Source organism: Streptomyces hypolithicus (genome assembly GCF_052934925.1).
This window is the reverse complement of sequence record NZ_CM128811.1, coordinates 289216-312009: the sequence shown is the minus strand read 5'-3', so window position 1 is coordinate 312009 and position 22794 is coordinate 289216. Positions and strand designations below refer to the sequence as shown.

18 protein-coding genes and 2 pseudogenes are annotated in these 22794 nt (G+C 70.9%); 11 read left to right on the top strand and 9 right to left on the bottom strand.

The features are described from left to right. The first annotated feature begins 264 nt into the window (after window positions 1-264). Window positions 265-485, top strand: a pseudogene (locus ACU6WZ_RS01560) (WhiB family transcriptional regulator). 52 nt (window positions 486-537) lie between these two features. Here ACU6WZ_RS01560 and ACU6WZ_RS01555 read toward each other — a convergent pair. The 4 genes and pseudogenes from ACU6WZ_RS01555 to ssgD form a co-directional block, all read right to left on the bottom strand. After that, window positions 538-1512: an acyl-ACP desaturase gene (locus ACU6WZ_RS01555; protein ID WP_447031297.1), complete on the bottom strand. Its 975-nt coding sequence runs from the start codon at window positions 1510-1512 to the stop codon at window positions 538-540. 162 nt (window positions 1513-1674) lie between these two features. Continuing rightward, window positions 1675-3242 (bottom strand): annotated as a pseudogene (locus tag ACU6WZ_RS01550) (ABC-F family ATP-binding cassette domain-containing protein). A gap of 14 nt (window positions 3243-3256) precedes the next feature. Then, on the bottom strand, window positions 3257-4666 hold the full coding sequence (locus tag ACU6WZ_RS01545) for an IS4 family transposase (RefSeq protein WP_447029603.1): 1410 nt from the start codon (window positions 4664-4666) through the stop codon (window positions 3257-3259). A gap of 397 nt (window positions 4667-5063) precedes the next feature. Further along, window positions 5064-5480 carry a spore wall synthesis regulator SsgD gene (gene ssgD, locus ACU6WZ_RS01540; protein WP_447031296.1) on the bottom strand — a complete coding sequence of 139 codons (417 nt, stop codon included), beginning with the start codon at window positions 5478-5480 and terminating at the stop codon, window positions 5064-5066. Window positions 5481-5655: 175 nt separating this feature from the next. On the opposite strand from ssgD, the gene ACU6WZ_RS01535 reads away from it, so the two are divergent. Beyond that, on the top strand, window positions 5656-6735 hold the full coding sequence (locus tag ACU6WZ_RS01535; protein ID WP_447033793.1) for a WD40/YVTN/BNR-like repeat-containing protein: 1080 nt from the start codon (window positions 5656-5658) through the stop codon (window positions 6733-6735). A gap of 34 nt (window positions 6736-6769) precedes the next feature. On the opposite strand, the gene ACU6WZ_RS01530 is transcribed toward ACU6WZ_RS01535, so the two are convergent. Then, window positions 6770-7072 (bottom strand): YciI family protein, encoded by a 303-nt coding sequence (locus tag ACU6WZ_RS01530; RefSeq protein WP_447031295.1) that lies wholly within the window; start codon window positions 7070-7072, stop codon window positions 6770-6772. Between the two features lie 56 nt (window positions 7073-7128). Between ACU6WZ_RS01530 and ACU6WZ_RS01525 the strand changes: the two genes are divergently transcribed. Both ACU6WZ_RS01525 and mmpA read left to right on the top strand, forming a co-directional pair. Then, entirely contained in the window at window positions 7129-7881 is a 753-nt protein-coding gene (locus ACU6WZ_RS01525) for an endonuclease V (RefSeq protein WP_447031294.1), read from the top strand. A 47-nt stretch (window positions 7882-7928) separates the two neighbouring features. After that, window positions 7929-8105 (top strand): morphogenic membrane protein MmpA, encoded by a 177-nt coding sequence (mmpA, locus tag ACU6WZ_RS01520; RefSeq protein WP_447031293.1) that lies wholly within the window; start codon window positions 7929-7931, stop codon window positions 8103-8105. Here the strand turns inward: mmpA and ACU6WZ_RS01515 are convergent. Beyond that, window positions 8092-9294 (bottom strand): saccharopine dehydrogenase family protein, encoded by a 1203-nt coding sequence (locus tag ACU6WZ_RS01515; RefSeq protein ID WP_447031292.1) that lies wholly within the window; start codon window positions 9292-9294, stop codon window positions 8092-8094. The two genes, mmpA and ACU6WZ_RS01515, sit on opposite strands and share 14 nt — an antisense overlap. 87 nt (window positions 9295-9381) lie before the next feature. On the opposite strand from ACU6WZ_RS01515, the gene ACU6WZ_RS01510 reads away from it, so the two are divergent. From ACU6WZ_RS01510 to ACU6WZ_RS01490, 5 genes are all read left to right on the top strand, one after another. Next, window positions 9382-9765: an MmcQ/YjbR family DNA-binding protein gene (locus ACU6WZ_RS01510; RefSeq protein WP_447031291.1), complete on the top strand. Its 384-nt coding sequence runs from the start codon at window positions 9382-9384 to the stop codon at window positions 9763-9765. A gap of 135 nt (window positions 9766-9900) precedes the next feature. Then, the gene (locus ACU6WZ_RS01505; protein WP_447031290.1) at window positions 9901-11034 is read left to right on the top strand and encodes a CaiB/BaiF CoA transferase family protein; all 1134 of its coding nucleotides are present in this window, start codon (window positions 9901-9903) and stop codon (window positions 11032-11034) included. A 1-nt stretch (window position 11035) separates the two neighbouring features. Further along, complete coding sequence (locus tag ACU6WZ_RS01500) at window positions 11036-12178, top strand: acyl-CoA dehydrogenase family protein (RefSeq protein ID WP_447031289.1); 1143 nt, start codon at window positions 11036-11038, stop codon at window positions 12176-12178. 33 nt (window positions 12179-12211) lie between these two features. Beyond that, entirely contained in the window at window positions 12212-13426 is a 1215-nt protein-coding gene (locus ACU6WZ_RS01495) for an acetyl-CoA C-acetyltransferase (protein ID WP_447031288.1), read from the top strand. A gap of 54 nt (window positions 13427-13480) precedes the next feature. Continuing rightward, entirely contained in the window at window positions 13481-15655 is a 2175-nt protein-coding gene (locus ACU6WZ_RS01490) for a 3-hydroxyacyl-CoA dehydrogenase NAD-binding domain-containing protein (protein WP_447031287.1), read from the top strand. A gap of 144 nt (window positions 15656-15799) precedes the next feature. On the opposite strand, the gene ACU6WZ_RS01485 is transcribed toward ACU6WZ_RS01490, so the two are convergent. The 3 genes from ACU6WZ_RS01485 to sph form a co-directional block, all read right to left on the bottom strand. Next, window positions 15800-16546: a MerR family transcriptional regulator gene (locus ACU6WZ_RS01485; RefSeq protein ID WP_447031286.1), complete on the bottom strand. Its 747-nt coding sequence runs from the start codon at window positions 16544-16546 to the stop codon at window positions 15800-15802. A gap of 94 nt (window positions 16547-16640) precedes the next feature. Continuing rightward, the gene (locus ACU6WZ_RS01480; protein WP_447031285.1) at window positions 16641-17672 is read right to left on the bottom strand and encodes a cation diffusion facilitator family transporter; all 1032 of its coding nucleotides are present in this window, start codon (window positions 17670-17672) and stop codon (window positions 16641-16643) included. 78 nt (window positions 17673-17750) lie between these two features. Further along, complete coding sequence (gene sph, locus ACU6WZ_RS01475) at window positions 17751-18770, bottom strand: sphingomyelin phosphodiesterase (RefSeq protein ID WP_447031283.1); 1020 nt, start codon at window positions 18768-18770, stop codon at window positions 17751-17753. Between the two features lie 153 nt (window positions 18771-18923). Here sph and ACU6WZ_RS01470 point away from each other — a divergent pair, with 153 nt between their 5' ends. Next, entirely contained in the window at window positions 18924-19781 is an 858-nt protein-coding gene (locus ACU6WZ_RS01470; RefSeq protein WP_447031282.1) for an oxygenase MpaB family protein, read from the top strand. 204 nt (window positions 19782-19985) lie between these two features. Beyond that, window positions 19986-22769 (top strand): glycosyl hydrolase, encoded by a 2784-nt coding sequence (locus ACU6WZ_RS01465; protein WP_447031281.1) that lies wholly within the window; start codon window positions 19986-19988, stop codon window positions 22767-22769. Window positions 22770-22794: the final 25 nt, after the last annotated feature.

The following is a 22794-nucleotide window of genomic DNA, read 5'->3' as shown; positions in this document are numbered from 1 at the left end:
CGCCAAGCCGGACCGGACCATTTCGGGGTACGAGCACCATCCGGCCGGGTCTCCCGAGGCGGGGGTGGCACCGGGGTCGGTGCCGTGCCGGGGCGTCTCCTCGGGTGCCGAACGTTCGGCGGGGTTGCTCTGTGCGGCCACGCTGTGTTCGACACCCTGCGGGGAGCGCCCCGACACGTCCCCTCCCGGCACCTCGGGGAGCTCGGCGGGGGCGTTGAGCGGACGTTCAGCGGGCGTTGATCGGCGGTGCGCAGGGTGTGGGGCATGGTGACGAAAACCGCGGAACTCTTGTGGCAGGAGAGCGCGTTGTGCGCTCAGGCCGGGCCCGAGTTCTTCTTTCCCACGCCCGGTAGCTCCACCCGCGAGGCCAAGCAGCTCTGCGCCGCGTGCGAGGGGCGGGTGGCCTGCCTGGAGTACGCGCTCGCCAACGACGAGCGGTACGGCGTGTGGGGGGTCTCTCCGAGAAGGAGCGGCGGCGGTTGTGACGTTCGAGGGGGGCGTCGGCGTCCCGGGCGTGTCCGGGACGCCGACCGGGGGTCAGGAGGCTGCGCGGGCGGCCATGCGGGCCCTGCGTGCGGCCAGCTTCTCGTCGAACTTGCTCGCCTCCGCGTCCAGCCCGTTCATGTAGAGGCCGAGCTCCTCCTGCGCCTTGAGTCCCTCGGGGCCGAGGCCGTCGATCTCCAGGACCTTGAGGAAGCGCAGGACCGGCTGGAGTACGTCGTCGTGGTGGATGCGCATGTTGTAGATCTCGCCGATCGCCATCTGGGCGGCGGCGCGCTCGAAGCCCGGCATGCCATGCCCGGGCATGCGGAAGTCCACGACGACATCGCGCACCGACTGCATCGTCAGGTCGGGGGCGATCTCGAACGCCGCGCCCAGCAGGTTGCGGTAGAAGACCATGTGCAGGTTCTCGTCGGTCGCGATGCGGGCCAGCATGCGGTCGCAGACGGGGTCGCCGGACTGGTGGCCCGTGTTGCGGTGCGAGACGCGGGTGGCGAGCTCCTGGAAGGCGACGTACGCCACCGAGTGCAGCATCGAGTGGCGGTTGTCGGACTCGAAGCCCTCCGCCATGTGCGCCATGCGGAACTGCTCCAGCTTGTCCGGGTCGACGGCGCGCGAGGTGAGCAGGTAGTCACGCATCACGATGCCGTGCCGGCCCTCCTCCGCGGTCCAGCGGTGCACCCAGGTGCCCCAGGCGCCGTCGCGGCCGAAGAGGGAGGCGATCTCGTGGTGGTAGCTGGGGAGGTTGTCCTCGGTCAGCAGGTTCACGACGAGCGCGATCTTGCCGATGTCGGTGACCTTGGACTGCTCGGGCTCCCAGGCCTGGCCGTCGTCGAACAGGCCCGGGAAGTTCCTGCCGTCCGAGAACGGGACGTACTCGTGCGGCATCCAGTCCTTGGCAACCTTGAGATGGCGGTTGAGTTCCTTCTCCACCACCTCTTCCAGCGCGTACAGCAGTCGGGCGTCTGTCCACGCGTCCGAACTGCCGAGTTGGGGAGAGGTGACTGTCACGGGTGCTCCTGGGGACGGGGGCGATGTACAAGTACTTACGGCTACGTAGGTTACGTGACCGTAGGTTAAGGGGCCAGTAAGAGCTGAGCCAAGTCCACCGCCGCGATGTCCCGTTACGTTCGGTTATGCGGGCAGGTGACCGGGGGTCTGCCGAGACCCATGTCACGTAGTGCCATGCCCGAGCTCCAGGCGCCGGGTGATGCCGATCGACTCCAGGAACGGCTCGTCGTGGCTCGCCACGACCAGCGCTCCCTCGTACGACTCCAGCGCCTGGACCAGCCGCCGCACGCTCGCCAGGTCCAGGTTGTTCGTCGGCTCGTCCAGCAGAAGCAGCTGCGGCGCCGGCTCCGCCAGCAGCAGCGCTGCCAATGCTGCCCGGAAACGCTCACCGCCCGACAGGGTGCCGGCCCGCTGGTCCGCGCGCGAGCCCTTGAACAGGAACCGGGCCAGCCGCGCCCTGATGGCGTTGTTCGTCGCCGAAGGGGCGAACCTCGCCACGTTCTCCGCCACGGTCAGTCCGTCGTCCAGTACGTCGAGACGCTGCGGCTGGAACCGCAGCGGCACATGCGCCAGCGCCTCGCCCGCAACCGGCGCCAGTTCCCCGGTGACCGTGCGCAGCAGGGTCGTCTTCCCCGAGCCGTTGCGCCCCACCAGGGCGATCCGCTCGGGGCCGCGCACCTCGAACGCGCCGTCGACGCGGGCGCCGTACCGCAGCTCCAGATCCCGCAGGGTCAGTACGGTGCGGCCCGCGTGCACCGCGGTGTGCGGCAGTACGACGCTGATCTCGTCGTCGTCGCGCACCGCCTCCACCGCCCCGCTCAGCCGCTCCTTCGCATCGGCCAGCTTCTCCTCGTGCATGATGCGGTGCTTGCCCGCCGACTCCTGCGCGGCCCGCTTGCGGGCGTTCATGATGATCTTCGGTTCGCGCTTGGTGTCGTACATCATCTACCCGTACCGCTTGCGGCGGGCCAGCTTCACATGGGCGTCCGCCAGCTCCTTCTTCTGCCGGTGCACGTCGGCCTCGGCGACCCGGACCATGCGCTCCGCCGCCTCCTGCTCGACGGCGAGCGCCTCCTCGTACGCCGTGTAGTTGCCGCCGTACCAGCGGACCTCGCCTTCGCGCAGGTCGGCGATCTGGTCGACTCGCTCCAGGAGTTCGCGGTCGTGACTGACCACGACCATCACGCGGGACCACGCCTCGACCGCGGCGTACAGGTGCTCGCGTGCCTGCCGGTCCAGGTTGTTCGTCGGCTCGTCGAGGAGCAGGATGTCCGGACGGCGCAGCAGCACCGACTCGCCGCCGGACAGCTCGCCGATCGTCCGGTCGAGGCCGATCCGGACCAGGCCGAGCTGGTCGAGGGTCGCGCGGGCGCGCTCCTCCACGTCCCAGTCGTCGCCGACGGCCGTGAAGTTCTGCTCGGTCGCCTCGCCCGCCTCGATGGCGTGCAGGGCGGCGCGCGTTTGCGTGATGCCCAGGGCCTGGTCCACCCGCAGTCCGGTGTTCAGCACCAGGTTCTGCGGAAGGTAGCCGAGTTCGCCGGCGGTCTGGATCTTCCCGCCGGTAGGGGCGAGCTCGCCGGCCGCCAGCCGCAACAGGGTTGATTTTCCTGACCCGTTGACGCCTACCAGCCCGGTCCGACGGCCAGTTGGAAGCCGTCGAAGACGGGCGTTCCGTCCGGCCGGACGAAGGAGAGCGAGGAGCAGGAGAGATGGGTGGGGAAGGTTGACACCAACACCGTTGCGTTTACCTCCGTGAGCGGTTCGCAAGCCCGTGTTCGAAGAACGTGACGGTGGTGTGGACGGTGTAGTGCTGGCTGGTCGTGGGGTGTTGTCCGGCGTTCGGTCCGTACTTGCTGGTGGGGTTCTTGCGGGTGCGGGCCTTGACGCGGTGTCGGTGGCGGGCGGGGTGAAGAGCGTCGAGGACGGCCCGGCCGATGGGGCCGATGAGCTCGGCGGGACCCGCCGGGGGCAGGATTGCGGTCGCGGTGGTGACGGTGTCGGCGGCGGTGGTCTGCAGGACGGTGAAGCTGATGCGGTCCATGTCCAGGCCGGGCCGGGTGCAGGCGGTGTCGGCGGCGGCGCGGATCAGTGCCTGGTAGGTGGTGAGCAGGGCGTATACCTCCTGGTCGAGGCCGGTCAGGCTGCGGGAGCGCAGGACACGGCCGTCCAGCATGGTGGCCTTGATCGAGAAATACGTCGTCTCCGACTGCCACCGCTCGTGGTAGAGATCCACGAGCCCGGCGGCTGGGTGGGCGGCCGGGTCGAGGAGGCTGGTGAGCAGGCGCCATTGCTCGGTGCGGACGGTGCCATCGGCCAGGGTCACGGTGACGGACGCCTCGATGACGCGGACGGTCAGCAGGACGGGCAGGACACCGTAGCCGATCCGGGCCAGGTAGGAGCCGTCACCCAGGTGCCGGAAGGGGGTGGGTATCCGGCGGGCGGAGGAGCGCACCAGGAACTGGGCGTCGGTGGCCTGGACGTCCCGGACGAACTCGTTCGCATCGAAGCCGGCATCGGCCAGCAGGAGCATCGTGCGGTCCAGCATGCTCAGCAGGCGTCCTGCATAGGTGAGTTCGCCGTCACTCTCGGGGCCGAACGCAGCGGCCAGCACGGCACGGGTGCCGCACTCGACCAGGACCACGAGTCGCAGCAGCGGGTAGCCGAACTCCACACTCTCGCCCGCTCGTTTGGGATAGCGCCAGGTGAGCGCCTCCTCATCCGGTACGTGCAGCAAGGTGCCGTCCACGGCCACGGTCCGAAGCCCTCGATAGAACGAACCGGCCTGCCCGAGATGGGCGACGGGTCCGGCGAGAACCTCGAACAGCCGCCGCAGCGGCGCCGCCCCTATCCGCCGCCGGGCCCTGGACAGCGAGGAGACCGCCGGACGCACCAACGGCAGTCCCTCCAGCCCCGCCGTCAGCTTGCCCCACACACCCCGATAGGAACAGTCCTCGAACAGAGCCAGCGCGAGGACGAAGTAGACCACGACCCGGGACGGCAGCAGCCGCAGTCGCCTCTCCCGTGACCCGGTCTCCTCAATCACCGCGTCCACCAGCACGAAGTCCACGATCTGGGTCAACTCGCCCAAGTGACCCGGCGCGTACACACCCCCGGCCGCCTCGACCGTACGCGTGATGACAGACTTCTCCTGCAACGGGACTCCCGATGATCTTCTTGCTCGACACAAGCTGATCTATCAGGACGTCCCGTTGCGCCATTCCCCAGGGCTTGACCTGCGACTCTAGACGCAAACGCAACGGTGTTGAGGTTGACACGGTGGCCTCCCGGTTGCTGGAAACGAGCGAGGGCAACGGGTGGAGACACCGGTGGCGGGAGCGATGGGCGGGACGGGGACAGCGAAAAGGCCCCGGTCCGGGGGACGGCTCTAGTGCCGAGGTCGCACACGTCCGGCACAGCAGGGCTGTGCGCAGCGGTGTCTCAGGACCTCAGACGAGCAACGTCCGCTCCGATCGACGACAACAGGGCCATCACCGAAGTACGCCGCTGCTTCCGGGGTGCCAACCGATTATTCGGGGCGGGCCGGCCCGCTCTCAGTGCGCGTCGCGCAGCAGTTCCGCCAGATCGTGGTCGACGTCGAGATGCAGATGCTCGCCGCCCGCCGGGACCAGCGCGTGGGTGCGCCGCAGGAAGCGGCGCAGGTCGGCGGTGTGGATGTGCACCATCGCGGTGCCCTCCGCGGCATGGAACTCCAGCACGGTCCTGCCGTACCCGTACGGCCGCACCTGTACGTCGCCCAGGCCGGCCCGCGTGTGCACGCCTGTCTCCAGCAGCTCGCGGGCGAACGCCCAGGACACCGCGATGCCTTCGAGCGTCGCGGCGGCCGGGAAGGCCATGCGTACGGCGAAGGGATCCGCGCGGTCGTACCGCAAGGTCGCGGGGACCGTCTCCATGCGGGGGCTCGACGAGACCAGACGGGCCTGCACGGCTTGGTCAATCACGGGAGACACGGCCTGCTCCCTCTCACGGTTCGGTTGATGCGTCCTGTCATAGGGACAGACGTAGGAAAACGCCGATCCGTGCATGCGGTGGTGGCGTGACCTGCGTCACCGTACGGTCCGGACGCCCCCTGGACGCCGCGTGCGCGGTGGACTAGCTTCCAGCGCCATGAGGGGCATGGGGAAGATGCGATTGGGGCTGGGAGTGTGCGGGGCGGCGCTGGCCGCGTCCCTCGTCGCCCCGGCGCAGGCCGACGAGCGCGAATGGCGGCCGGAGCGGCCCGGCTGGCAGCTGACGGACACCGGCACAGACGTACGGTTTCGCGGCCTCGCAGCGGTCAGCAGGAACACCGCGTGGGTGGCCGGCTCCCGGGGCACGGTGCTGCGGACCACCGACGGCGGGCGTGCGTGGCGCGACGTGTCGCCGCCGGGCGCGGGCGAACTGGAGTTCCGCGACATCGAGGCGTTCGACGGGCGTCGCGCGGTCGTGCTGGCCATCGGGGAGGGGGAGGCGTCACGGGTGCTGCGCACCGAGGACGGCGGCGCGAGCTGGACGGAGAGCTTCCGCAACGCCGACCCGAGGGCGTTCAACGACTGCATGACCTTCTTCGACAGCCGCAGCGGACTCGCGATGAGCGACCCGGTCGACGGCAAATTCCGCATCCTGTCCACCGGTGACGGCGGCAAGTCCTGGAAGACCCTGCCGAGCGCCGGCATGCCCGCCGCGCTGAGCGGCGAGGCGGGGTTCGCGGCGAGCGGGCAGTGCCTGGTCAGCTCCGGGCCGCGGGACGTGTGGCTGGCCACGGGCGGCGGTGCGACCGGGCGGGTGCTGCACTCCGCCGACCGCGGCCTTACGTGGACCGCGGCCGAGTCGGTCATCGCCTCCGGCGATCCGGCGCGGGGCGTCTTCGGGCTCGCCTTCCGCGACCGCCGGCACGGCATCGCGGTCGGCGGCGACTACCGGGCGGGGCAGGCGTCCCCGGACGCCGCCGCGGTGACGGACGACGGCGGCCACACCTGGCGGCAGTCGAAGACCCCGCCACCGGCCTACCGCTCCGGGGTCGCGTGGCTGCCGCACAGCCGCAGCGCGGCCCTCGCGGTGGGGCCGACGGGCACGGACCTGACGCTGGACGGGGGACTGAACTGGCGCACGGTCGACACCGGGTCGTACGACACGGTCGACTGCACGGCGGACATCGGGTGCTGGGCGGCGGGGGAGAAGGGACGGGTGGCTCGGCTGGGGAGAGCCAGCCCCTCTGGCATTTGAGGAGCGGGGCCCGGTTCGGGAAGCCCCGCAGGGGCTACGGGCGGGGCAGCTGCTGCAGGTACGGCGCCAGTTCCGCCGCCGTCTTGGTCGCCACGAACTCCGTCACCCGGTACGCACACACTCCCGCCACCGCGAACGGATCCGAGGCCGCGATCGCCTCGATGCGCGCCCGGTCATCCCCGACGGCCAGAATCACCCCGCCGTCGCGCGGCTGCTTTCGCCCCGAGGCAATGAAGACACCCGCCTCGTACTGCGCGTCCAGCCAGGACACATGCGCTTCGAGCAGCTCGTCGACGCGCTCGACGGGGGCGGTATAGGTCAACTCCATTACGAACATGATCGCCAGGCTACCCGCCCGGCCCGCAGGCCGGACGTCCCTGCGAAGATCAAGGGATGGAGAGTCAGCACCGTCCCGCCGACGAGACCGAAGCCCGAGCGATTCAGGACGCGCTGCGGGCCCGCGTGATCCTCGACGAGCCCGGCCCGCCCCCGGGCAGCGGCCGGGTGACCGGAGTCGACGTCGCCTACGACGACGAGCGCGACCTCGTCGCCGCGGCGGCCGTCGTCCTCGACGCCGCGACACTCGCCGTCGTCGCGCAGGCCACCGCCGTCGGCCGCGTCTCCTTTCCGTACATCCCCGGCCTGCTCGCCTTCCGGGAACTCCCCACCGTGCTCGCCGCTCTCGACTCCCTGACCACCGACCCGGGGCTCGTGGTCTGCGACGGGTACGGGCAGGCGCACCCGCGCCGCTTCGGCCTGGCCAGCCATCTCGGCGTCGTCACAGGGCTCGCCACCATCGGCGTCGCGAAGAACCCGTTCACCTTCTCCTACGACCGGCCGGGCCCCCTGCGCGGCGCCGCGACACCGCTCCGGGACGACGCCGGCGGCGAAGTGGGCCGCGCGCTGCGCACCCAGGACGGCGTGAAGCCGGTGTTCGTCTCCGTGGGTCACCGTGTGGGCCTGGACAACGCCTGCGCCCATGTCCTTCGCCTGACCCCGGAGTTCCGCTTGCCGGAGTCCACCCGCAGCGCGGACGGGCTCTGCCGCCGGGCGCTGCGGGACGCGACCCGTGCGCGGGCCGGGGGAGACGGAGGGGCCGGGGAGGGGCCCGGTCTCGTACGGGTTTCGGAACAACCGAGCAACTGAGTATCTGTGCGGATGTTTGAATCGCTGTGATCGGACAGGGTGATGGTATGACCACGTACCCCGAGCACCTCACCCCCCCGGGCCGACCCCGGCCGCTGGAATCCGTCACGCTGCACCGCGCGGGCCGCCGTACGACGATGGGCATTCTCGTCGGCGGCTTCGCCGCCCTGGGTTGGACCGGCGGGATGATCTACACGCTCGCGGGCTGGTTCACCGCGAGCTGAGCCGTACGGCGGCGAGACGGAACCTGATCCCGGCAGCCACCAGCCGCTCCAGCAGCGCGTCCCCCATCGCCACCGCCGTCGTCACCTGCCCCGACGTCGGGGGCAGCTCGTCGAAGGCCAGGCACAGCACCGACTCCGCCAGCATCTTCGCTGTCTCGTCGTAGCCGGGGTCGCCGCCCGAGACCTCGGTGAACACCCGGCGCCCGCCGCCCTCGCCCACGAAGCGCACCCTGAACCAGCTCCTGGCCCTGCGCTCCGCGTCCGGACCCGAGCCCGCCGCGTACCGGTCCATGAGCCAAGTGCGCGCCGCCGGGATCTGCGAGAGCGCGAAGGCCGCCCCCACGGCGGCCACCCCGCCGACCGCGAACGGCAGCCGCTTCACGGCCGCGTAGTGCCGGTAGCGGAAGTCCGGTCCGTACCGTTCCAGCGCCGCCGCCGAACGCGCCACCACCTGCGGGTCCACGGTCCCCAGCGGCAGCGCCCAGCTCGCCGTCTCGGCGCTGCGCCGCGGCGCGCCGAAGGGGGCCCGCGCCCGCCGTCCCACCAGCCGCGGCTCGTGCAGCCGACGCTCCCTCGCCGCCCTGAGTATCTGCGGCCCGCGCCCGAAAGCGGTGACGGCCGAGGCGAGGGTGCCGCCGGAGAACATCGCGTTCGACCGTACGAACCCGTCGACACTCAGCGGTACGTCCTGCGGGAGTTGCTGGACGGTGAAGTACACGCCCAGGTCGTGCGGGATCGAGTCGAAACCGCACGCGTGCACGATCCGCGCCCCCGTCTCCCTGGCCCGCGTGTCGTACCCGACGTACATCCGGTCGACGAACTCCGCCTCGCCCGTCAGGTCGGCGTAGTCGGTCCCGGCCTCCGCGCAGGCGGCGACCAGGCCCTCGCCGTACCAGATGTACGGGCCGACCGTCGTGGCGAGCACCCGGGTGGACTCGGCGAGCGCGCGCAGCGAGCCGGCGTCGTCGGCGTCCGCCTCGATCAGCGGGAGCGTCGCACATTCGGGGTTCACGGCGGTCAGGTGCTCGCGCAGCCGCTCCAGCTTCGCGCGGCTGCGCCCCGCGACGGCCCAGCGGCAGCCGGCGGGCGCGTGCGCCGCGAGGTACTCGGCGGTGAGTACGCCGACGAACCCCGTCGCCCCGAAGAGCACGATGTCGTATGGGCGCCGTGCCCCGTTCGCTGTGCTCATCCGCACTCTCCGCCGATCGCCGCGCGCCGTTGTCGGTGGCCGAGGCTAGCGTGGTGCGTGAGGGAGTGGGCGACGAGGGAGGCAGACATGGCTGCGGTAGCGAAAACCGTCCTGAAAAAGCGGGAAAAGGTGCGGGAGTTCGCCCTCACGCTGCCGGGAGCGGTGGAGGAGTACCCCTGGGGCGAGACCGTCGTCAAGGTCAACAAGAAGATCTTCGTCTTCCTCGGCGTGGACGACGGCAGCTATCCGCCGGGTGTGGGCGTGAAGCTCAAGGACGAGGCCGTCCATGAGCACGCCATGCGCTCGCCCGGGGCGGAGCCCTCGGGGTACGGGCTCGGCAAGGCGGGGTGGGTGCAGGTGCCGCTGGCGCAGCAGGGGGCGCCGGCCGCCGAGCTGCTGTGCGAGTGGGTGGAGGAGAGCTACCGCGTCATCGCGACTAAGAAGCTGATCGCCGAGCTCGACGCGCGCTGACGGCGCACGCTGACCGCCTCCTGACCGCACGGCAAAAAGAATAAGCGCTTGCTCGGCTCAGGGTCTTGTGCGGAGTGGAACACGTTCTTACCATCGCTGGTGTTACATCAGTTGTGTCACAGCGCTGGGGGCTGGATGACAGCGACAGGAACCGGCCCGCTGGCCGGCGTACGCGTGGTCGAGCTGGCCGGTATCGGCCCCGGCCCGTTCGCCGCCATGCTCCTCGCCGACCTCGGCGCCGACGTGGTGCGGGTCGACCGGCCCGGCGGCGCCGGCCTGGGCATCGACCCGGCGCACGACCTCACCAACCGCAATAAGCGCTCGGTGCTGATCGACCTCAAGTCGGCCGGCGGCGCGGCCCAGGTGCTCGACCTCGTCGAGCGCGCCGACGTGCTCGTGGAGGGGTACCGTCCCGGCGTCGCCGAGCGTCTGGGCATCGGCCCCGACGCCTGCCTGGCCCGCAATCCGCAGTTGGTGTACGGGCGGATGACCGGCTGGGGCCAGGAGGGCCCCCTCGCGCAGCGCGCCGGGCACGACATCGGCTACATCGCACTCACCGGCACCCTGTCCATGATCGGCAAGCACGGTGAGCCGCCCACCGTCCCGGCCAATCTCGTCGGTGACTACGCGGGCGGCTCGCTCTATCTCGTCGTCGGAGTCCTCGCCGCCCTGCAGCACGCCCGGACCGAGGGAGGCGTGGGCCAGGTCGTGGACGCGGCCATCGTCGACGGGGCCGCCCACCTGGCCACGATGATCCACGCGATGACGGCCGCCGGGAGCTGGCAGGACCGGCGCGGGTCGAATCTGCTCGACGGCGGCTGCCCCTTCTACGGCACCTACGAGACGGCCGACGGCCAGTACATGGCGGTGGGAGCGCTGGAGCATCGGTTCTACGCCGAGTTCGCCCAGCTCCTGGGCATCGGCGACACGGCCCCCGACCGCGCGGACCCGGCCCGGTGGGTGGAACTGCGCGAGGTGATCGCCGCCCGCTTCAAGCAGCGGACGCGCGCGGAGTGGACCGCCGTGTTCGACGGCTCGGACGCGTGCGTCTCGCCCGTCCTCTCGCTGCGCGAAGCCCCCGCCCACCCGCATCTCGCGGCCCGCTCCACCTTCGTCACCGCGGGCGGTATCACCCAGCCGGCGCCCGCACCGCGCTTCTCGGCCACGCAGGGGGGTGTGCACCGACCACCGGCGCGCCCGGGTGCGGACACCTCCGAAGTGGCCCGGGACTGGGACGTCACCAGCATCGAAAAGCCCGTAGGAGGCTGAGTTGAAGCGTCAGATCTTCACCGCGGAGCACGAAGCCTTCCGGGAGACGGTGCGCACCTTCCTGGCCAAGGAGGTGACCCCGTACTACGAGCAGTGGGAGCAGGACGGCATCGTCAGCCGGGAGGCGTGGCTGGCCGCCGGCCGGCAGGGGCTGCTCGGCTTCGCCGTGCCCGAGGAGTACGGCGGCGGCGGCAACGACGACTTCCGCTACAGCGCCGTGCTGGCCGAGGAGTTCACCCGGGCCGGCGTCTGCGGTCTCGCCCTCGGCCTGCACAACGACATCATCGGCCCCTACCTCACCGGCCTCGCCACCGAGGAGCAGAAGAGCCGCTGGCTGCCGGGTTTCTGCACCGGCGAGACCATCACCGCCATCGCGATGACCGAGCCGGGCGCCGGCTCCGACCTCCAAGGCATCCGTACGAGCGCCGAGGACCGGGGCGACCACTGGGTGCTGAACGGGTCGAAGACGTTCATCTCCAACGGCATCCTCGCCGACCTGGTGATCGTCGTCGCCAAGACGTCCCCCGAGGGCGGCGCCAGGGGACTTTCGCTGCTGGTCGTGGAGCGCGGCGCGGAGGGCTTCGAGCGCGGCCGCAACCTCGACAAGATCGGCCAGAAGTCCCAGGACACCGCCGAGCTCTTCTTCAACGACGTACGCGTCCCGAAGGAGAACCTGCTCGGCGAGCGCGACGGGGCCTTCATCCACCTGATGACCAATCTGGCGCAGGAGCGGATGGGCATCGCGGTGGCAGCGATCGCCGGCGCCGAGTATCTGCTGGAGATCACCACGCGGTACGTCAAGGAACGCGAGGCGTTCGGCCGCCCCCTGTCCAAGCTCCAGCACATCCGCTTCGAGATCGCCGAGATGGCCACCGAGTGCGCCGTCACCCGCAGTTTCCTCGACCGGTGCATCGTCGACCACTCCGACGGGAAGCTCGACGCGGTGCACGCGTCGATGGCGAAGTGGTGGGCGACCGAACTGCAAAAGCGCGTCGCCGACCGCTGTCTGCAACTGCACGGCGGCTACGGCTACATGAGCGAATACCCCGTCGCGAAGGCCTTCACCGACGGCCGTATCCAGACGATCTACGGCGGCACGACCGAGATCATGAAGGAAATCATCGGCCGCTCCATTCTCGCCTGACCCTCATCCCGCCATTCCCGAAAGGCAGCTGTCTTGAGTACCGAAGCGTATGTGTACGACGCGATCCGCACCCCGCGCGGCCGTGGCAAGGCCAGTGGCGCCCTGCACGGCACCAAGCCGATCGACCTCGTCGTCGGCCTCATCCACGAGATCCGCAGCCGCTTCCCGCGCCTCGACCCGGCGGCGATCGACGACATCGTGCTCGGAGTCGTCGGCCCGGTCGGCGACCAGGGCTCCGACATCGCCCGGATCGCGGCCATCGCCGCCGGGCTGCCCGACACGGTGGCCGGCGTGCAGGAGAACCGCTTCTGCGCCTCCGGTCTCGAAGCGGTCAACATGGCCGCGATGAAGGTCCGGTCGGGCTGGGAGGACCTGGTGCTCGCCGGCGGCGTGGAGTCCATGTCACGCGTCCCGATGGGCTCCGACGGCGGTGCCTGGTTCGCCGACCCCATGACCAGCTACGAGACCCATTTCGTCCCGCAGGGCATCGGAGCCGACCTGATCGCCACCGTCGAGGGCTACTCGCGGCGTGACGTCGACGAGTACGCGGCGCTGTCCCAGGAGCGGGCCGCCGAGGCCTGGAAGGACGGCCGTTTCAAGCGCTCCGTCGTCCCCGTCAGGGACCGCAACGGCCTGACCGTCCTCGACCACGACGAGCACATGCGGCCCGGGACCACCGCCGACTCGCTCGCAGCGCTCAAGCCGTCCTTCGAGGCGATCGGCGAGCACGGCGGCTTCGACGCCGTCGCGCTCCAGAAGTACCACTGGATCGAGAAGATCGACCACGTCCACCACGCGGGCAACTCCTCCGGCATCGTGGACGGCGCGGCGCTGGTCGCCATCGGCACCAGGGAGGTCGGCGAGCGGTACGGGCTCACCCCGCGCGCCCGGATCGTCTCCGCGGCCGTCTCCGGTTCCGAGCCGACCATCATGCTGACGGGACCGGCGCCGGCGACCCGCAAGGCCCTCACCAGGGCCGGGCTGAGCATCGACGACATCGACCTCGTCGAGATCAACGAGGCGTTCGCCGGCGTCGTCCTGCGCTTCGCCAAGGACATGGGCCTGTCCCTGGACAAGGTCAACGTCAACGGCGGCGCCATCGCCATGGGCCACCCGCTCGGCGCCACCGGCGCGATGATCCTCGGCACGCTTATCGACGAACTGGAGCGCCAGGACAAGCGGTACGGCCTGGCCACGCTCTGTGTGGGCGGCGGCATGGGCATCGCAACCGTCATCGAACGTCTCTGAGCGTCCCGTCCCGCCCCTTACGGAGACACCCCTCTCTTACGGAGAAAGTCAGCAATGAGCGAGAGCAGCACCATCCGCTGGGAACAGGACGAGACCGGTGTCGTCACCCTCGTCCTCGACGATCCCGACCAGTCCGCCAACACCATGAACCGGGCCTTCAAGGCGTCGATCGCGGCCGTCGCCGACCGCGCCGAGGCCGAGAAGGACTCGATCCGCGGCATCATCTACACCTCCGCCAAGAAGACCTTTTTCGCGGGCGGCGACCTCAAGGACATGATCAAGGTCGGTCCGGAGAACGCCCAGCAGGCCTTCGACACCGGCACGGCCATCAAGAACTCGCTGCGCCGCATCGAGACCCTCGGCAAGCCGGTCGTCGCGGCCATCAACGGCGCTGCCCTCGGCGGCGGTTACGAGATCGCCCTCGCCAGTCACCACCGCGTTGCCCTCGACGCCCCGGGCTCCAAGATCGGCCTGCCCGAGGTCACCCTGGGCCTGCTTCCGGCAGGCGGAGGCGTCACCCGTACGGTACGGCTCATGGGCATCGCGGACGCCCTGCTGAAGGTGCTGCTCCAGGGCACCCAGTACAGCCCGCGACGCGCCCTGGAGAACGGCCTCGTCCACGAAGTGGCCGCCACCGGCGACGAGATGATGGCCAAGGCGCGCGCGTTCATCGACGCCAACCCCGAGTCCCAGCAGCCCTGGGACGTCAAGGGCTACAAGATCCCGGGCGGCACGCCGTCCAACCCGCGCTTCGCCGCGAACCTCCCCGCATTCCCGGCCAACCTCAGGAAGCAGACCGCCGGCGCCCCCTACCCGGCCCCGCGCAACATCCTCGCGGCCGCCGTCGAGGGCTCGCAGGTCGACTTCGAGACCGCGCTGACCATCGAGGCCCGTTACTTCACCGAGCTGGTCACCGGGCAGATCGCCAAGAACATGATCCAGGCGTTCTTCTTCGACCTCCAGGCCGTCAACTCCGGCGCCAACCGCCCCCAGGGCATCGAGCCCCGCCCCGTCCGCAAGGTCGCCGTACTCGGTGCCGGCATGATGGGCGCCGGCATCGCGTACTCCTGCGCCCGCGCCGGAATCGAAGTCGTCCTCAAGGACGTGACGGCGGAGGCCGCCGCCAAGGGCAAGGCGTACTCGGAGAAGCTGCTCGCGAAGGCGCTCTCGCGCGGGCGCACGACCGAGGCGAAGCGGGACGCCGTACTCGCGCTCATCACGCCGACCGCCGACCCCGCCGACCTCGCGGGCTGCGACGCCGTGATCGAGGCGGTCTTCGAGGACACCGCGCTCAAGCACAAGGTGTTCCAGGACGTCCAGGACGTCATCGAGCCGGACGCGCTGCTCTGCTCCAACACCTCCACTCTGCCCATCACCGGCCTCGCCGAGGGCGTCGCCCGCCCCGTCGACTTCATCGGCCTGCACTTCTTCTCGCCGGTCGACAAGATGCCGCTCGTGGAGATCATCAAGGGCGGGCGGACCGGGGACGAGGCGCTGGCCCGCGCCTTCGACCTGGTCCGGCAGATCAAGAAGACCCCGATCGTCGTCAACGACTCGCGCGGCTTCTTCACCTCGCGGGTCATCGGCCAGTTCATCAACGAGGGCGTCGCGATGGTCGGCGAGGGCATCGAGCCGGCGTCGGTCGAACAGGCCGCCGCCCAGGCCGGCTACCCGGCGAAGGTCCTGTCGCTGATGGACGAACTGACCCTCACCCTCCCGCGTAAGATCCGCAACGAGACGAAGCGGGCCGTCGAGGAGGCCGGCGGCACCTGGCCCGGCCACCCGTCGGACGCGGTCATCGACCGCATGGTCGACGAATTCGGGCGCAGCGGCCGCAGCGGCGGGGCGGGCTTCTACGAGTACGCCGAGGACGGCAGCCGTACCCGCCTGTGGCCGGGCCTGCGCGAGCACTTCACGAAGCCGGGCACGGAGATCCCCTTCACCGACATGACGGAGCGCATGCTGTTCTCGGAGGCGCTGGACACGGTCCGCTGCCTGGAGGAGGGCGTGCTGACGTCGGTCGCCGACGCCAACATCGGCTCGATCATGGGCATCGGCTTCCCGGCCTGGACGGGCGGCGCGCTCCAGTACATCAACGGGTACGAGGGCGGCCTGCCCGGCTTCGTGACGCGGGCGCGCGACCTGGCGGCGACGTACGGCGAGCGGTTCACCCCGCCGGCGCTGCTGGTGGAGAAGGCGGAGCGCGGCGAGAAGTTCAGCGACGCCTGAGCGTGCGCGGACCGGAGGGGCTCACATCGAGCCCCTCCGGCGTCCGAGGAGCGGGAGCCCGGGGCAGAGCCCCTGGTTCGGGAAAGGCCCCCGTTTCGGGAAGGGGCGGGCCGGGGGAGGACCCCGCGCGACGGTACGTGCTCGTCAAGCGCCGGGGGTGTTCCCCGGCTGAGTGAACGCCTCCCGCAATTCCTCCCGCAGCGACCGCTGGAACGCCGTGACCAGCGCCTGCACCACCATCGGCTGCATATGCGCCGACAGCGACTTCATTGCCTCGACATGCCCCGGATCCGCCTCACGCTCCCGGTACGGGCTCCACACCTCGTCCTTGAAGAGCTGTGTCATCGCACGCGCCGCGGAACGCGTGTGCTCCAGCAGGATCCGGTGCGCCGCCAGAATCGTCTCGTGCGCGATCGGCACCCCGAGCAGCTGTACGCCGAGCGCCAGCAGCCCCGGGTCCACCCGGAACGTGTCAGGTGCGTCCGCCGGCTCCAGCACGTTCATCGCGGCCAGCCGCGCGATGTCCTCCGGGGACAGCGGCCGGCCGGCCCGCCGCTCCAGTTCCGCCCGCGTGGCCTCCTCCGCCGAGTCCGGCGCCCAGGACGCCACCAGTGCCCGGTGGATCGCCAGGTCGTGCGCGCTCAGGTCGGCCGGCAGCTGCTCCAGATAGCGCTCGATCGCGGCGAGCGTCATCCCATGGTGCTGAAGCTCCTCGATGAGCGCCAGCCGCGACAGATGCGCGGGCCCGTAACGGCCGACCCGGCGCGGGCCGATCACCGGCGGGGGGAGCAGACCCCGCGTGCTGTAGAAGCGGACCGTACGCACCGTGACACCGGCCCGTGCCGCCAGCTCGTCGACCGTGAGCGTCGGCTCCCCGATGTCCGTAGTCATGCCTGCGTCGCCTCGCTTCCCACTGCTGTGCTGCCGCAATGCAGTGCAACAGTATTGCTGTCTCACCAGTGTGGTGAAAGCGCGCGAGGCTGAGTTACGCGAAGTGATGTGCCAGCGCGGCGTGCGGATCCGGGGCCGCGGCGGCCGGCGGCACATGATCGACGTGCACGGTCGCGCCGACGAGCCGCCCCACCGCGTGCAGCAGCGCGTGTTCCGCCGCCACCGCCACCGCGTGCGCCTGGACCACCGTCAGGTTCGGGGCGACGACGACGGACGTCTCGGCGCGCAGGCTGTGGCCGATCCACCGCATGCGGACCGCGCCCACCGCCCGTACCCCTTCGACCTCGGCGAGCGCGTGCTCGGCGTCGTCGACGAGCGCCGGGTCCACGGCGTCCATCAGTCGGTGCCAGACCTCCCGGGCCGCGCCCCGCAGCACCACCACGATCATGCCCATGATGAGCAGTCCGATGAGCGGGTCGCCGTACCGCCAGCCCAGTGCGGAACAGCCGGCGCCCAGCAGCACGGCGAGGGACGTGAAGCCGTCGGTACGCGCGTGCAACCCGTCCGCCACCAGCGCGGCCGAGCCGATCCTCTTGCCGGTACGGATACGTGCCCGCGCCACCCACTCATTGCCGGCGAAGCCGATCAGGCCGGCCGCGGCGACGGCGGGGAGGTGGCTGACATCCTGCGGTTCGAGGAGCCGGCGCATCGCCTCGTAGCCGGCGAACACCGCGGAGGCCGCGATGACCAGCACCACGAACACGCCCGCGAGGTCCTCGGCGCGGCCGAAACCGTAGGTGTAGCGGCGGGTCGCGGCCCGCCGACCCAGCAGGAACGCCACGGCCAGCGGCAGGGCGGTGAGCGCGTCGGTGGCGTTGTGAACCGTGTCGCCCAGCAGCGCCACCGAACCCGACAGCGCGGCGACCACCGCCTGGGCCACAGTGGTCGCCGCAAGGACGGCGAAGGAGAACCACAGCGTGCGCAGCCCGGCCGCCGACCCTTCGAGCGCGGTGTCCAGGCGCTCATGGGAGTGCCCGTGGGAGTGCCGATGGGAGTGCCCGTGATGATGGCGGCCGTGGCTATGTCCGTGACCCGTCGGACCCGTCGGCCCCGTCATACCTGTCATACCCGCCACGGTCGCACAGCAACTCCCTTGCAGCCACTGCCGAACAACGCCCCGTGACCAGCTGCGAAGCGTGTGCGACTACTCCGGCTTCCCGACCACCGGGTAGTGGTCGCTCAGGTTCGTGTACGTGTACTTCTTGCCCCAGCTGGAAACCGTCCAGGGCGCGCTCTGCTCCTTGATCACCTCGTTGGTCCAGCCGCCCGCCGGCCTCGCGTGCCCCGCCCGGTGCAGGACGTAGTCGAGGTCCTCGCGCGGGTCGTCGGGGTAGCGCTCGGAGGCGATCGAGTTGTCGGCAGTGTCGAAGGAGTACGGGTGGCCGGTGCGCGCGCCCGCCCCGGCCAGGCCGCCGTCGGTGAGCATCGAGGCGTACTCCGGGCTGTACGAGTCGACGTTGAGGTCGCCCGCGACGACGACCTGCTCGGAGGCCGGAATGTTCTTGCCGTCGAGGAAGGCGTCCATCGCCCTGAACTGCCGGCCGCGCATCAGCGCGGCCTCGCCCGCGGCGCAGCCCGGGTCGGTGGACTGGGCGTGCGTACCGACGACGTGAACCCGGCTGCCGTTGACGTTCAGTACGGCGTACACGAAGCCCTTGTTGGAGTACCAGTCCGCGCCGCAGGCGTCCTTGTAGACGTACTGCTCCTTGCGGACGACGGGCCACTTGCTGAGGATCGTGACGCCGCCGTCCTCCGGGGTCGTCGCCGAGTAGGAGCCGCCGGTCGCGTCCCAGCCGTCCTTGCCGCGCCCCATCACCGGAGTCTGGTAGGGGTACTGCGCGGCCGCGTTGCTCTTCAGCGCGTCGGAGGAGGAATTGTCGAAGGCCTCCTGTACGACGACGACGTCGTTGCCTCGGAAGAAGGGGGCGGCCGGGATCGCCTTCGCCCGGTGGTCCTGGCCCCAGTTCGGGTACAGGTTCTTGCTGAACAGGAAGGCGTTGTACGACAGCACCCTGAGCGACGGCACCTCGGCGGCCGCGGGCGCCTGCGGCGCGGCCGAGAGGGTTGCGGCCGAGACGGACGGCGCCGTGGCGGCGAGTACGGCGGCTGTGAGGGCGGTGGCCAGGACTGCGCCAGGGGCACGGCGGAGCACGGAGTGCGGCACTGGAACTCCCGTTCGGAGGTGGGGGGTTACGGCTGTGCGCCGCACATCAAATCAGCCGCGGTTACCTTCCGGTAGCCATCGGGCGACGATTGCCCGTCTCCAGGCGCACGATCTTCCCCTTCCTCCGTGCCGCCCGCGTCGCATACTGGTCATATGGAGATCAATATGCAGGATCCGGCGCCGCCGCCCCCCGGCGGTGTCCTGTGGTCCGTCGCCGGTGAGGTGCGCGCGCTGCTCATGCTCCCCGCCGCACTCACCCTCCAGGTCGCCCACCCCGCCGTCGGCGCGGGCGTCGACGAGCACTCCGTCTTCCGCACGGACCCGTGGGGGCGCGCCGAGCGGTCGGTGCGCTCCCTGCAACTGTGGGTGTACGGCGGGCAGGGCGCCGTGGCGGAGGGCCGCCGACTCCGCCACCTGCACGGGGCGATCCGGGGCGTCGACGCACACGGCCGCCACTACCACGCGCTGGACCCCGCCGCGTACGCCTGGGTGCACGCCACCGGCTTCCCCTGCTACCAGCACGGGCTGCGCCTTCTCGCCCGCCCACTGACCCCGGCGCAGGAGCGGCAGCTGTACGCGGAGTGGCTCCAGGTCGGCCGGGTCCTCGGCATCGGCGACCGGGACATGCCGCAGACGATCGAGGAGTTCTGGCCGTACTACCGCAAGGTCCTCGCCGACGAGCTGGAGGCGAACGTGGTGGTCAGGGAGCTTGTCGCAGCCGAGGCGCCGATCCCCGCTCCCGGCCTCGGCCCGCGCGCGGTGCGCCTTGCCCTGCGCGCCCTGTGGCCGCTCGTCCGGCCCCCGCTCGGCCGCTTCAAGGCGTTCATCACCGTCGGCCTCCTGCCACCGCAGGCCCGTGACGCGCTCGGGCTGGCCTGGACCGGCGCGCAGGAGCGCAGGCTGCGGCGGTTCGGCCGCGTCGTGCGCGTCCTCGTGCCGCTGCTGCCCGAGCGGTTCCGATATCTGCCGCGCGCCCGCGCGGCGAGGGCCGCTCGCCGCGCCAGGGGCTGATGGCTGAGAGCGCTCTCAGCCATCCCCTCAGAGCATGCTCCCGCACCTGCCCCGCCGTCAACAGTCGAATGCCCGGCGGCTGCCGGCGCTCTCAACTGCGGCCTCTGTCACGTGTATTGACACCCTCGGTTCAGGAGTTTTACGTTCCATGACATCTGAGAGCGCTCTCGGACGCCCTTCCCCCACGATTTCGAGGTGCCGTCCATGCCAGCTCCCCCCGCCAGATCCGCCACCGCGCTGCTCCTCGTCTCCGCCCTCGCCGCCTTCGGCCTCGGCGCTGCCGCCACCCCCGCTGCCGCCGCCAACATGCCGGTAGGGGCGGGCAGTTACTCCGACGTACGCCCGCCGGGAACCTCGGGGCCCACCACCAACACCGGCGCCCCCGTCACTCCCAAGCTCACCCCGGCGGCGAAGGACAAGCCGCTGCCCACCAACGACTGGTGGTCCTCCCTCGCCTTCCAGCGCTACGGCGACAACCCGCACTCCACACCCATGTACGGCCACCCCCTCACCTACCAGGCCACCGCCGCAGGTCTGGAAGTCGGCCATCCGACGACGCCCGCCATCGTCGGCGACGGCAGGCAGTACGAGTACGCCCACAAACGCGACCTCACCCTGGGCCTGACCGGCCTCAACTCCCCGGACACCAAGGCCGACGACTGGTCCGACTGGACTGTCACCCCGTACTGGTCCGACGGCTCACGCACCCTGCGCACCACCATCGGCCACGGCCTGCCCTTCGTGTACGCCAAGGGCTCGGGCGGCAGCGCCCGGATCACCACCGCGGCCCCGCCCACCGTCTTCGCCGACCAGGGCAACGTCCTCGGCATCACCGTCGCCGGCCACCACTACGCGCTCTTCGCTCCCACCGGCAGCGACTGGGACGTCGCCGGCTCCACCGTCACCGCCGGCCTCGGCGCGAAGGACTACTTCTCGCTGGCCGTACTGCCGTCCGCCGACGCCTTGGGAACGTACAAGAAGTACGCGTACAGCTTCGTCACCGGCTCCAAAGCGAGCTGGGACACCACGGGCGGCACGGTCAGGGCCACGTACACCCTCACTACCGAGGCGAAGGAGGGCAGCGAGACGGGCACGCTGCAGGCCCTCTACCGCCACCAGTGGCTGCACACCGCGGACCCGCTCACCCCGTACACGTACGTCTCGCCGCGCGGCACGATGAAGGTGCGGGAGGCGAAGTCCTTCACCACCAGCCAGCGGGCCTCCGCCGTGCTGCCCGGCCTGCCCCAGTCCGGCGGCGTCGACAAGGCGCGGCTCAGGGGCTACCTGAACGACGCCGCGAACGCCGCCGACCCGTTCTCCGGCGCTACCGACACCTACTGGACCGGCAAGGCGCTCGGCCGGCTCGCCCAACTCGTCCCCCTGGCCGACCAGATCGGAGAAAGCGCCGTCCGCGACAAGCTGCTCGGCCTGATGAAGGGCCGCCTCCAGGACTGGTTCACGGCGGGCGGTGCGAGCGAGTTCTCGTACGACCGCACCTGGAAGACGCTGACCGGCTACCCGGCGTCGTACGGCAGCGACACCGAGCTCAACGACCACCACTTCCACTACAGCTACTACGTCTACGCCGCGGCGATCGTCGCCCAGTACGACCCGGCGTGGGCCGCCGACTCGGCCTGGGGCGGCATGGTCAAGACCCTGGTACGCGACGCCGCGAACCCCAGCCGCACCGACTCCGCCTTCCCGTTCCTGCGCGGCTTCGACGTGTACGCCGGACACAGCTGGGCGTCCGGCCACCAGGGCTTCGCGGCCGGAAACAACCAGGAGTCGTCGTCGGAGTCCACCAACCTCAGCGCCGGACTGGTGCTGTGGGGCGCGGCCACCGGCGACCATTCCCTGCGCGACCTCGGCACGTACCTGCTGACCACCGAGTCCGAGGCGATCGCACAGTACTGGTTCGACGCCGATGAGCAGGTCTTCCCGTCCGGCTTCGGCCATGACACGGTCGGCATGGTGTGGGGGAGCGGCGGGGCGTACGCCACCTGGTGGACTGCCAACCCCGAGGAGATCCACGGCATCAACGTGCTGCCGGTGACCGGCGGATCGCTGCACCTGGGCGGCGAGAAGGCCGCGATCCGGCGGAACCTCGCCGAGATGGAACGCGAGAACGGCGGCCCCGCCGTGGAGTGGCGGGACATCCTCTGGGAGTTCCAGTCGATGGCCGACCCGGCAGCGGCGAAGACCAAGTGGGACGCGGGCCACGCGGGTTACACGCCCGAACAGGGCGAGTCCAAGGCGCACACCTACCACTGGATCAGCACACTCGACACGCTCGGCGCCCCCGACGCGACGATCAGCGGTGACATCCCGACCTCCGCCGTCTTCAGCAAGGGTTCGGTGCGCACGTACGCCGCCCACAACCACGGCGCCACCGCCCGCACGGTGACCTTCTCGGACGGCGGGAAGCTCACCGCCCCCGCCCGCTCGACCGCCACCGGCACCGGCACCGGAGGGGGCGACCCGGACCCCGACCCCGATCCCGAGCCGCCCACCGGCAACACCTTCCAGCTGCGGACCGGCGGCGCCCTCACCACCGCCACCGGAACGACGGCCGCCGCCGACACGATCGCGTCGGCGGGCGGCGCCAACCACGACGGCACCCCGCACCAGCCCCTGACGTACACCGCCAGGGGCGTCAACGGCACCCTCAAGGCCGGCGCTTCGACGACCTTCCGCCTCCAGGTCGACGCGGGCACGTCGGTCGGCCTCGGCCAGCAGGCCAGGGTCAGCTACGACCTGACGGGCGACGGCACCTTCGACCGGACGGAGACATACGCGTACTTCGCCACCGACCCGGTGGAGGGCTGGGAGGCGTACACCCAGGCCCGTGGCAGCAGGGCGACCACCGGCGCCCTGGGCGACCTCAGGGGCGCCACCGTACGCCTCGAAGTGTGGAGCGCCATCGGCAACGGCCCCTCCAAGCTGCGCACCGGCACCGGCGATTCCGTCCTGGTGATCCCGTACGAGTGACCACCGCGCCCCCGAGACAGCGGCG